This is a genomic window from Microcoleus sp. B3-A4 (genome assembly GCF_036705385.1).
Lineage (GTDB): Bacteria > Cyanobacteriota > Cyanobacteriia > Cyanobacteriales > Microcoleaceae > Microcoleus.
Genome location: NZ_JAUBUI010000132.1, coordinates 1 through 10,707 on the forward strand (window position 1 = coordinate 1; position 10,707 = coordinate 10,707).

The window sequence follows — 10,707 nt, forward strand, 5'->3', positions numbered from 1 at the left end:
CTCGACTTTTTTTGACGCTTTTATTGATTTTAACTATTTTACGCTTATTCGGATATTTACAAAACCGGGATGCTCCCGACGAGATGACGAGATGTTGCTCAACGAAATTGAAGCACAGCACGGGGTATGACCAGACCCAAACCAAGTGGTCCCGACAATACCGTAAGCCGCGCGATCGGGTATGTTGCAACTAGCACTGCTCAGACACAAACACACTCTGCACAATTCGATGTATGTAGGCGCAAAAAAAGTAGTCTTTGTAAGACTACTTTTGCATCCTAGAATAAGTGCCAAGGAGTGCAGATGAAATAATTTGCGGCGGTAAGTATGAGAACCCTTTCTCTACTTGGAGAAAGTATTCTAGTTAGACGCTAGCTTGAGCGCTCGATGAAGTCTGCATAGTGACTTCTGCTGACTTCACAAATCCGTAGTAGAAAGCGATAGCAGCAGTAAGGGCATTGAGCCAGATATTATTTCCAAAAAGTGGTGTAAGCCCGAACAAGGTATTTGCAAATGGCAGCAATCCTAAAATTGCACCTGCTGCATAAAGGATAGCGAAGATGCGATTGAACACAATTGCTCCGGTTAAGCTAGTAAATGCAGCAATTCCCCAAACACCCACTACAATGCCAATTGCATTATGAAAATAGTTGGTGGGGAATACCCCGAATATATAGCCAAAGCCTGGTGCGGAGGTAAAGTTCTCAGAGGGAGTGAAGAAAGCAGGCACAAATCCAGCCAAGCCAAGTAACAAGAAAAGGAAACCTAGGCTCAGAGCACTGTAACGAATTGAGGAATTTGAAGATGTTGAGGTTTGCATGGCAGTATTTTGATTTTCAAAAATTTTTACAGTGGACTAAACAAGTGTTTTACTGCTGTTAGAGAAACACAAACAGCTTGTAACTGACCCTTCAACTCCTAGCGAGCGAGGTGGAGTACATCTCGAAGAACGCTATAACCAGCCATATCCCAAAGAAGATAGGCGACAAAACCAAGCATTGCTAGACGACCGTTCCATAGCTCTTGCTGTGGGTTCCAACCAAAAATCCAGGCATTGCGATCGACACCGTTGTAAGCAGGAGTGACCGTAGGGACTCGATCAGTATTGACCGTAGGGACTCGATTAGTATTGATTGTTGAATTCTTCATAGTGAGTAGTTCTCAATTATCCTGTTCCGCTTTTATGGTATCGAGTCGATTTACTTGTATGGTCTACCATTAGACTTAACTTCTATCTATATCTAAAGATTGGACTTGTAACGCTCAACTGTTAATAATATTGCCACCAAAAAAAGTATCTTTGTTTACCGACTACATAGGGGAGAAAAGCCTGAGCTATTACTCTTGATGATTGACTTCAGAATCGATCGGAAGTTTAATTGCGTCCCGCATTGGGGGGTGCAAAATGTTGAGCCTGTTGAGATGCGCCAACTTCTTGATTTGGCTCACTTGCTGGATTAGGCATCCATACGTTACTCGTTTATAATTTCTCCGTGAATGTTAAACAATTACTGCGGTATCAATCTCTCCCCTTCCGCTTCCACTGACTCCACAACCTATCATCATCAGCCACAACTGCGGTGAAATACTTATCGAAAGCCTGAGTTGTAAGGCTTTTGCTTCAGCCTGTATTCAACGTACTCAAGCTTAAACTCTTAATGAGCAATTCTTTTCTTCTTAACGCTATCTCGATTACCATTGTCACCTCATCTTACTGATGAGACAAATGAAGCCACTTTGAAAAAACGCATACAGTCGCCTTTGCTTTACGATCCTACCTGAGAAGGACGTTGTAAAAAGCACTAGCTGTTAATTTTGTTTGGTAGAGGCAAGAGCCATCTTTATCTAGCTTTTAATAACATTTCCGACTCATTATCGGGAATGCAAAATACTAGGAGAAAAGGAAATCATGGCTACGCCAACGCGCAGGCTTCGCCAACAAGAAGAAGCCGGGCAGAAGTTGCTTCGCTTTTATTCAACAAAGCCTGCCGACCCAGGTCCAATTGAGTCCGCGCAGGCGAACTTGGTTTGTGGAGCATCGAGACTTCCAGTTTGTGGGCGATTTGCTACCGCCACGCGAGAGAGATTTTTTGAAATTGTTAATCGCCTGAAAAAGCAAATTTGGATACTCTATCAAGCGACTTATGAATATCAAAAAAATCACCTCTAGGTTATAGCCGATTACCTGAAAGCTTATCAACCTACAGTTATTTATTTTCATCTTTTCAGCTCAGCTTGCGATCGCACTTTCTTGCGTTCTGGCATACCAACGAAAGCACTTTCCTTTTTCACCTTACAAGGAAGGCTCACTATGGCTAATCGAGAACAGTTTGCTTATCTACTACAAGATGTCATTTGCTCTCATTGGCGCGGGGAGAAAAAATCGCTTTTGACAACAGGAGAAGCGAGGGCATCATGCTGAAGCAGAAAACCGACATCGGTTCGCGATTAAGGCGAAGGCACCTACTTGGAATGTTTTTGGTAGGCATCACTGGGGCGATTGGATCAGCCTGTACCACCAATTCTATGGAGAGAATTACATCAATGAGAACGGACAAACCAAAGAATCAGGATCGGGCATCTATAAACGGACGCCTGCTAGCACGACCAACGCAGCCTACGGAAACGGCACCAAGCGGTCTGCAGCCGTTGGGACTTTCCACCAAGCGCGACGGACTCCTCTACGTGCCTAAAAATTACCAAGCTTCCCGACCCGCACCACTGGTGGTGATGCTGCATGGCGCAGGTGGCGACGCACGCGGCGGTCTGACTCCCTTCCAAAACCTCGCCGATGCCACTGGACTCATCCTGCTGGCACCTGCCTCGCGTCGCCAGACGTGGGATGTGCTGGTCGGTGGGTACGGCCCCGATATCGCCTTGATTGACCAGGCGCTGGCGCAGACGTTCAGCCGCTACGCTGTAGACCCTACCCGCATTGCGATCGAGGGCTTCTCGGACGGGGCTTCCTATGCCCTAAGTGTCGGCATCACGAACGGCGACTTGTTCAGCCATGTGATAGCGTTCTCGCCGGGGTTTATGGCACCAGCTTCACAGGTTGGCGAACCGCGCCTGTTCATCTCGCACGGCACGCAAGACTCTGTTTTGCCGATCGATCCTTGTAGCCGTAAGATAGTGTCACAGGTGCGGGGTGCTGGCTACGATGTGGTTTATCGCGAGTTCGACGGCCCCCACACAATTCCTCCTGCGATTATAGACTCCGCACTAGACTGGTTCACGGCGTAGCAGAGTATTCTCGCACAATCTAAATTTATTTACTGTTGCTCAAGCTCTCTCGATCACGTTGACATCAGTTGCTGAATGCGCTGTGGCTCCTCTCCCAGCCAATCTAGATTCTGGGCAGTGCTGTCGAAAATTGATGAAGTTTTGAATGGCTCAAACTCGCCGCGTGATGCGGCTTCTGCCGTTTTTGCTAATAGCGATCGCACCTGCTCGTCATTCATTGGCTGGAACGTCCGCACCGCCTCAAACGCTTGATCGAGAATCTCCATGCTGTCAATTCCCGTAATCACAACCGATGTAGGTAGATTCAGCGCATAGTGCAGACACTCAATTGGCGTTACCGTATTTGAGCGTAACAAAATCCCGTTTCCCATGCTTTTCATGCCAAGAATGCCGATGTCCTGTTTAACCAGTTCTGGTACAACCAGCTTCGCAAAGCTCCGGTAGTGTGCATCCATCACATTCAGCGGCAACTGAGCCGCATCAAACTTAAACCCATAACTGGCTGCAACTTCCAGCATATGCAGATGAATCTGGGGGTCTTTGTGTCCGGTGAAGCCAATATATCGGAGTTTGCCAGCTTCCCGCGCCTCAATTAAGGCGGCATTTGCCCCTTCTGGATCGAAAACTCGATGCGGGTCCTCGAACCGGAGGATTTCGTGGTGCTGGACGAGATCGATGCAATCAACTTGCAGGCGTTGCAGTGATTCGTCTAGCTGTTTTGCGGCTTCTTTCTTGGAGCGACCGTCAATTTTGGTCATCAGGAATACTTTGTCTCGGTAGCCATCGCGGAGAGCTTTCCCCATGCGAATTTCGCTGACTCCACCGTTGTAATCCCAACTGTTATCCATAAAAGTGATGCCGCGGTCGATCGCACTGCGAACAATCCGGATACCCAGTTGCTCATCAACATACTTCAATCCGATGTGCCAACCACCCAATCCGATCGCGGAAACTTTCTCTCCTGTGCGGCCAAGAGTTCGGTATAGCATTTCTGAGTTTGCCGTACTTTCTGACATTTGTTCTCCTTGTTTTGCAGCTATTGCTTAAGTGCATATAGCTATGATCAAATTCAAACGCAAGGAAACGTTTACAACATCTTGCTTGAGACACACTAGAACTGAGTATTGGCAATTTAGGAGGTGTGAGGTAAATGGTTGAGTTGATGCGTTATGCAATCGCAGATCGGGTGGCTGACGAGTCCGAGATTTCTATCGAGTCAAGCATACCAGTACTATCCGACTATGCTATCAGTCGTGCTGGAATCTACGAGGAGCATCCCTAGTTGTGATATACCTGGTAGATACCAATGTGCTGTTACGGTTTGTTGATCGCTCTCACCCACTTGATTCGGTTATCAGGGCGGCTATTCGGCAGTTACGTGGTGATGGGCATCAGCTACAAGTCACCTCTCAAAATTGCGTTGAGTTTTGGAATGTAGCTACACGTCCCATTGAGAGAAAAGGGTTGCTATTTTAACCGTTCAAAGATGGAAAAATTAAAAGTATTTTTTTAGTGAATTTATGACAACATTGTTAAATAAGATTGCTCACTGTCCTCACGTAAATTTTTGTATTCAAAATCCGTCGGTTGAGCATCCATGTCGTGAGATTGTTTTTTCCCAGTCATCTTCTAGCCTGAACGAATACCAAGTACCTGAACCGTGGAGTGGACGTATAGAACAAGCTCCTATTTTATTTCTAAGCTCCAATCCGTCCATTAGCTTAGTTGAAGAGTATCCACGTTGGTCATGGTCAGATGATGCCATTGATGACTTCTTCAATAATCGCTTTGGTGGTGGACGCACGGTATGGATTTTAGATGGCAGAAAATCACTACAGAAAGATGGAACGTATGGTAGTAGTGTTAAATTTTGGAGTGCGGTTCGACAAAGGGCTATTGAGCTGTTTCAGCGTAATGTCACTCCAGGAAGTGATTATGCAATTACCGAAATAGTGCATTGTAAGTCAGTGAGTGAAATTGGTGTGAAAAAAGCGCAGAATCACTGCGTTCAGAGTTACTTGAAAAAAGTCTTGGAAATCTCATCAGCACGGGTTGTTGTAGTACTGGGAGGGTCGGCAAGAGAGGCAATGCAATATGAGTTCAATATCCCTAAAGATGTTTCTCTGTTCGGACCGATAGTGATCGGCGATCGAGAAAAGCTAATTACTTTCCTTCCTCACCCCAATGCGAGAAGCAACAGAACTTTTGCTAATTGTCTAAAATCTGAGGAACTTGAAAGCTTACGTGCATTTTTACGTTAGTCCAAATACAAAAGCAAAATCCCCTTAAGTCTATACACGGATAGAGAAAAAATAAACTTCCTCTAATACTGTTTATGGTGACGAGCGCAAAAACAAGCAGTAAAACCAATTGGGGTTGGAGTGTTGATGGGTCATCCGGCTGCTAGCGCGATAGCATTTTCCAAACAAGATTCGGTTTGCGTTGCAGGTTTGAGACGCTCCCAAAACAACTGCTTCACAAATTGATACATCGCATAAGCAGGCTAGTTGGCAGGTATCCAGGGAATTCTCAACGTGTCTTGGATCTCGCTTAAACAGGCTTGAATTTCAGGGGATGCCTGCGAAGGTTCGATCAACGGGAATCCCTATTGGTCGTCTTCTGCGATCGCTGGTTCAGGCGATGGCGTTCCCTCAGTGATTCCAAAGGAGTCAGTCTCTCCGATCACGACTCGTTGTGCTTCTACCTGTCGATGTGGTCGCTCAGTTTCAATCGGCTGATCTGCTCCAGCGCTATCTGCATTCTCCGTTGCAATCTCGTTATTTTCCCGTGCAGCTTTGTCACTCAAGGAGGTTAACAAGGAAGGCGACAAAAATGAGTGGCTGTCTTTTCCAAAAGCGCGATCAGTACCAATGCCACCTGTTCCAGGTAACAACCGATTTAACCAACCGATCGCAGTCGTAGAAAGCCCTGGAAAAAGAGCATAAAGTCTGGCACTAAACCAAGTCCAAAGTGGCACAATTACCTCTGCATCACCGCGTCGAAATCCAGCAATGGTTTCACGAGCAACCTTTTCGGCACTCGTCGAGATTAAAGGCAACGAATCACCAATGCTGAACCAGGTAAACTCCTTGCGGTGCTGACCTTTGAACATAGCGTGGTCTATCACGCCTGTGCGGATGAAACCCGGACATACCGTTGTGACAGCAATCCCGTCCTTTGCCAGTTCTGTCCGCATCCCTTCGGAGAAACCGGTTAAGGCAAATTTGCTGGCGCAATACGCCAACATATGCGGGGAAACTACCTTGCCGCCGATCGAAGAGATATTAACGATGCGTCCAGCTTGTCGTTGACGCATTTCCGGGAAAACCGCATAAGTAGTGTATAGCGGTGCCCAGAAATGCAGCTTCATCAAGTCGTCGTAGTCTTCCATCGTCAATACGTCCATTGGGGCCACAAGGTCGGTGCCTGCGTTGTTAATGAGGATGTCGATCTGACCGAAGCGATCGCGCACCTGCAGCACCATCTGGTCAACCTGGGTGCGATCGGTGACATCACAGGGAACAGTCAGCACCTCTCCACCGCGCTGATCCAGCTCGACACGCGCCCTTTCGAGCTCTGCGCGATCGCGGGCACAAATTGCCAAACGCGCTCCTTGCTGCACCAACTGGCGCGCCATAACCAAACCAAGTCCGCGAGAACCACCCGTAAGCAGCACCGTCTTGCCTGTGAGATCGTATTGACGTTCGCGCCACGATCGCACTACCCAAAGCAGGACGAACAAAGCGCCCACGCCAACTGCAAAAAGAATAAGAGGATTCTGATTATCTATATATAAATTCATGGTTAAAACTCAAATGCTAATGTATTGTGAAGCGCAGTCTACCCTATTACCTAAACCTGATACTAAAACCCTAAACTTCTCCTTTCCTGTGACTAATAAGTTCTCATACTTGAGCTAATCCTGTGTCTAATATAGCTATCCTAAATCATGTGTTAATTTCTTACTCCCTCCCCTTGGTAAGGGGAGGGCTGGGGTGGGGTAAAAAATTTACGGCTAAAATTAGCAATACCTATCTACCTCTTTGCTTTAAGTGGTTAGCAACACTTTCTTATTCTAAACAGAAGTTGCCCTTTAGGGAGAACTTCTGTTTAGAAGCGGCTGTAAGGGCGATCGCGCTTTGCTAGAGTGTGGGAGCTAAAAAGCTATGTTCTTATTGCACAATCAGCTCCCCTCTCAATAAAAGCCATACAGCCACTTACCGGGCAATGCTTTGTCTTGTAATGAGAAGGTCGGCTGTTATTGCAATTAGGCTGCCATTTCTTGCTGAAGCTTGCTCTTGGCAGCTTTGAATTCGGTTGCCATTTGCTCTTTTTGAGCGTCGCTGCAATTCTTGTCGATCGCCGCAAACATCGTGGATTCTTCTTGGCGAATGTGGTCGCCAACCGCCTCCATCAGGTCTTTAATTCTCGATCTAAATTCGTCGGCATTAGTGGGGTCCATAGCCTTAATTTCATCTAGCACCTGCTTCATTTTCGCTTGCTCATCGTACAGCTCTTGAGTGTTGTCATCACCGTAGAACGATCGAACTTTCGGATAGACGACTTCTTCTTCAGCTTGAGCGTGTACCAACAAATCTTTGTAGAGTTGCCCGAAATACTCTTGGAGCTTTTGAGGGTCTTTAGTAGCTCCGATTTCGGTGAAAATGGTATTCGTCTTGTTGTGATCCAGCCGGATGAGGGTCTGGATGTTCATATCTTGTTTGTCAGTGTTTTGGGTGGTTATGCTGCCAAATACACCCGACAATGCAGCAACCGCATCTTGCACCCGTGCCCAGAGTCCCTGGTCAGCGTCTTTACCAGTCATTTCGCGGACACCCACGAGTTCGAGCATTCCTTTGAGTTGTTCTTGGTGAGCGCGACCCTCAAAATTGACGGTATTCAAAGGCCCAATTGCCACTTCAATATCAGCTCCCACCTTCTGAGCAGCTTTGTGAATAATGATTCCACTCATGGCTTGACCATGCTTGATCAGTTCGTGGTGCATGAGTTTCTGATAATACGTAAACTCATCGCCTGACATCATCTTCTCAAACTGCGAAATAAATATCTTGGTCGCAGCACTAGGTTCAGCTTGAATGCCGTATTGGACTATCACCGTCTCTATAATCCCCAGGTTTTTCTGGTCATCCTCAAGCATATTCTGGAGAAGCTTGCGAACATCTTCATCCGGGCAGGCATCTATTAGCTTTTGATCGTTCGAGATAATTAAACTTTGAAAGCCTTTCAAGTCTGCCAATCTTTCGCCGATCGCAAGCCGTTTTGTATCCTCTAACGTTGTAACCATGTTTAATGTTCCTCGATGGTGAATAATCTGATTGATAGCTGTTTGATACCTGTAGCTACTCGCTTTTTCAGGCTATTTTGACCCACGTTATTTACAAATAAGGTCGTATTTAGACCAACCTTATTTGTTGGTAGACCAACGGTTCATCCCGCTCAAAAATTGACCGCATTGTCAACAATCTTTTTAACGAGAGTCAGTTCCTTGATTTGGACTGCCAACCACGTTGCCAGAACCTCCAGGAGCTTCAGGCTCACTACCGGGACTAACGTCAGTACCGGATTCTTGACCGGTCATGCGATATCTCTCATCAAGTGGAGTGTTACCCTCTTCTGTGGTTGGTATACTTGTTTGGGTGCCAGGATTATCTTGAGGCTCATATTTTGCATCATCTTGGCGATTGTCTTGAGGATTATTTGATGTCATGATTTGCACCTCTTTTTCACCTTACTCTATAAGAGTATCATTCAGTTTCAAGTAGGTGTTCTATCCTTAGACAGGACTCGTTCTACCACTAATTCTATAGGGAATATTGAGCGAGAAAAATTGCACAAAATATGTGCAATCTTTCTCCATCGGGCTTAACATTTGCTGTACGCCCAACACCGCTGTAGAAAATCCGTACTTTTCCCTGTTGTATCGATTACCGTGTGTTGCCCTGTGCTTCGGCGTCCGAATCGCCGCGTCCGGTCAGGGTGCGAACAGCGGTCATAACCTCCGGCACTGCGAGTACGATGGAGGCGATCGAACAAACCGTCGCAACTTGGCAGTATTCACAAAACGCCTTGTTCTCGCTCCATTCTTCGCGAGCTAACTCGACATTGGTCACGCCGTCCAACACAAGCTTAATACCCATTGCAATTGGTAACAGAGGGTTGCGCCTAGCGCGGTCTAGACCACCAGCAGCAGCTAGCCAAGCAGTGAGGGCATAATTAGCCACCATTATTGGCCCGTCGGGTGAGTTGAATTTGTTGTAAGCGTAATTAGAAGCGTCAACGCGGTCTGCATCGAAAAGCTTTTGTCCGGGCGGATCTGGTAGGTGATTAACGATGCCAGTCTGGTAGAGTGTGACGGCTTGTCCCATCGAACCCCCAAGCATAGATAAGCCGATAATCCATCGCCGACGGGTCATGTGAGGGTTCTGTCCTTTACGCAGCTCCTCACTCAGTTGTTTTGCGTCCATAAAGCGCAATCCTCAATAATAATAACGTGCGTTAACGGTCACATCAGCCATACACGAAGCGGTTCACCGAAAATGAATAGGATACGCAATAGGAACCCAATTCAACGATGCGATCGTCCTGCGCTCAGAGTGTATAGATTTCCCATCATTTTATGGATTCAGTTTGATGCGTACCACTTACCTAAGAGGTACTTTAAATAAAGCGCTGTATTGCAAGCTCTTGTATACAAAAAAACTTGAACTCGGTTAATGTTAATAAGTCCTTTCTTTAGGTAGACCCTTAGACAAAGTAACAGCATTAAAGTTTAGTAGAGGGCTTTTTATTGAATTCAACCTTTTTATAGGAAAAACGAATAAGAAATTTTTTCTTACTGAAAACGGTTTCATCTTTAAAAAGCTCCCCAAGAGGTTATCTTAGAGAGCTTTGTTAGTCCTTCTAGCAGGTTTCTCAAGTCGATGGTTTCCTAATTACTTTCACAACACCCGATAAAAGGTCAGAAATCACTCTCTAGCTAAACTGATGCGATTCTAATCCTCAGTCGGCTTTTGTAATTTACGGCCTGCCAAGCATTTTGAAATAGTTTTACCAAAATTGCTTCTGGGTTTCGATTGACAGACGAGCCACCATAGCCTGCAATTCCAGAGAACTCGTCACCACCTGTTGCTGAAATTTCAGGTTGTTAGCCAGAGTATCGCCGACGTTGGGCATATTGGAACTTGGCATATTCGGCATCATTGATGCCCAGCTAGTGAAAATGCCTCTCTGCAATTCGCTTAACTGTCTTAGGTACTGTTCGGTGTTACTATTCCAACCTATCATGTTTCTCTTTTGATAGGGTTATTAAATACTTATTGTCTTGTCTGCAAACACTAAAGATAATAATTAATTATTATCGGTATACTAAGCTGTTCAGCATCTAAAACGCATATTGCATAGTATAATATGATGATATTTAGAAAAAGTCAATGCCTACTAAAA

Annotated in this window: 11 protein-coding genes; 3 read left to right on the forward strand and 8 right to left on the reverse strand. The window is 45.9% G+C overall.

Features of this window, described 5'->3' with window-relative positions; genetic code table 11:
• Window positions 1-364 precede the first annotated feature (364 nt).
• Together QUB33_RS27835 and QUB33_RS27840 are read right to left on the reverse strand one after the other, a co-directional pair.
• Window positions 365-820, reverse strand: coding sequence for a DUF4383 domain-containing protein (locus tag QUB33_RS27835; protein ID WP_333357358.1), 456 nt, complete (start codon window positions 818-820; stop codon window positions 365-367).
• 98 nt (window positions 821-918) lie between these two features.
• The gene (locus tag QUB33_RS27840) at window positions 919-1,149 is read right to left on the reverse strand and encodes a chlorophyll a/b-binding protein (RefSeq protein ID WP_333357361.1); all 231 of its coding nucleotides are present in this window, start codon (window positions 1,147-1,149) and stop codon (window positions 919-921) included.
• Window positions 1,150-1,909: 760 nt separating this feature from the next.
• On the opposite strand from QUB33_RS27840, the gene QUB33_RS27845 reads away from it, so the two are divergent.
• Both QUB33_RS27845 and QUB33_RS27850 read left to right on the forward strand, forming a co-directional pair.
• A complete protein-coding gene (locus tag QUB33_RS27845; protein ID WP_333357364.1) occupies window positions 1,910-2,170 on the forward strand; it encodes a hypothetical protein in 261 nt (86 codons plus the stop codon).
• A 479-nt stretch (window positions 2,171-2,649) separates the two neighbouring features.
• On the forward strand, window positions 2,650-3,243 hold the full coding sequence (locus tag QUB33_RS27850; RefSeq protein WP_333357367.1) for a PHB depolymerase family esterase: 594 nt from the start codon (window positions 2,650-2,652) through the stop codon (window positions 3,241-3,243).
• 53 nt (window positions 3,244-3,296) lie between these two features.
• Here QUB33_RS27850 and QUB33_RS27855 read toward each other — a convergent pair whose 3' ends face one another.
• Window positions 3,297-4,259 (reverse strand): aldo/keto reductase, encoded by a 963-nt coding sequence (locus QUB33_RS27855; RefSeq protein WP_333357370.1) that lies wholly within the window; start codon window positions 4,257-4,259, stop codon window positions 3,297-3,299.
• Window positions 4,260-4,763: 504 nt separating this feature from the next.
• Between QUB33_RS27855 and QUB33_RS27860 the strand changes: the two genes are divergently transcribed.
• Entirely contained in the window at window positions 4,764-5,504 is a 741-nt protein-coding gene (locus QUB33_RS27860) for a uracil-DNA glycosylase family protein (protein WP_333357374.1), read from the forward strand.
• Window positions 5,505-5,848: 344 nt separating this feature from the next.
• On the opposite strand, the gene QUB33_RS27865 is transcribed toward QUB33_RS27860, so the two are convergent.
• The 5 genes from QUB33_RS27865 to QUB33_RS27885 all read right to left on the reverse strand — a co-directional run bounded on the left by QUB33_RS27865 (window position 5,849) and on the right by QUB33_RS27885 (window position 10,548).
• Complete coding sequence (locus QUB33_RS27865; protein WP_333357377.1) at window positions 5,849-7,045, reverse strand: SDR family NAD(P)-dependent oxidoreductase; 1,197 nt, start codon at window positions 7,043-7,045, stop codon at window positions 5,849-5,851.
• Window positions 7,046-7,510: 465 nt separating this feature from the next.
• Entirely contained in the window at window positions 7,511-8,548 is a 1,038-nt protein-coding gene (locus tag QUB33_RS27870; RefSeq protein WP_333357380.1) for a hemerythrin domain-containing protein, read from the reverse strand.
• 183 nt (window positions 8,549-8,731) lie between these two features.
• Complete coding sequence (locus QUB33_RS27875; protein ID WP_333357383.1) at window positions 8,732-8,971, reverse strand: hypothetical protein; 240 nt, start codon at window positions 8,969-8,971, stop codon at window positions 8,732-8,734.
• 217 nt (window positions 8,972-9,188) lie between these two features.
• Window positions 9,189-9,728: a vitamin K epoxide reductase family protein gene (locus QUB33_RS27880; RefSeq protein ID WP_333357386.1), complete on the reverse strand. Its 540-nt coding sequence runs from the start codon at window positions 9,726-9,728 to the stop codon at window positions 9,189-9,191.
• Between the two features lie 583 nt (window positions 9,729-10,311).
• Complete coding sequence (locus QUB33_RS27885) at window positions 10,312-10,548, reverse strand: hypothetical protein (RefSeq protein ID WP_333357389.1); 237 nt, start codon at window positions 10,546-10,548, stop codon at window positions 10,312-10,314.
• Window positions 10,549-10,707: the final 159 nt, after the last annotated feature.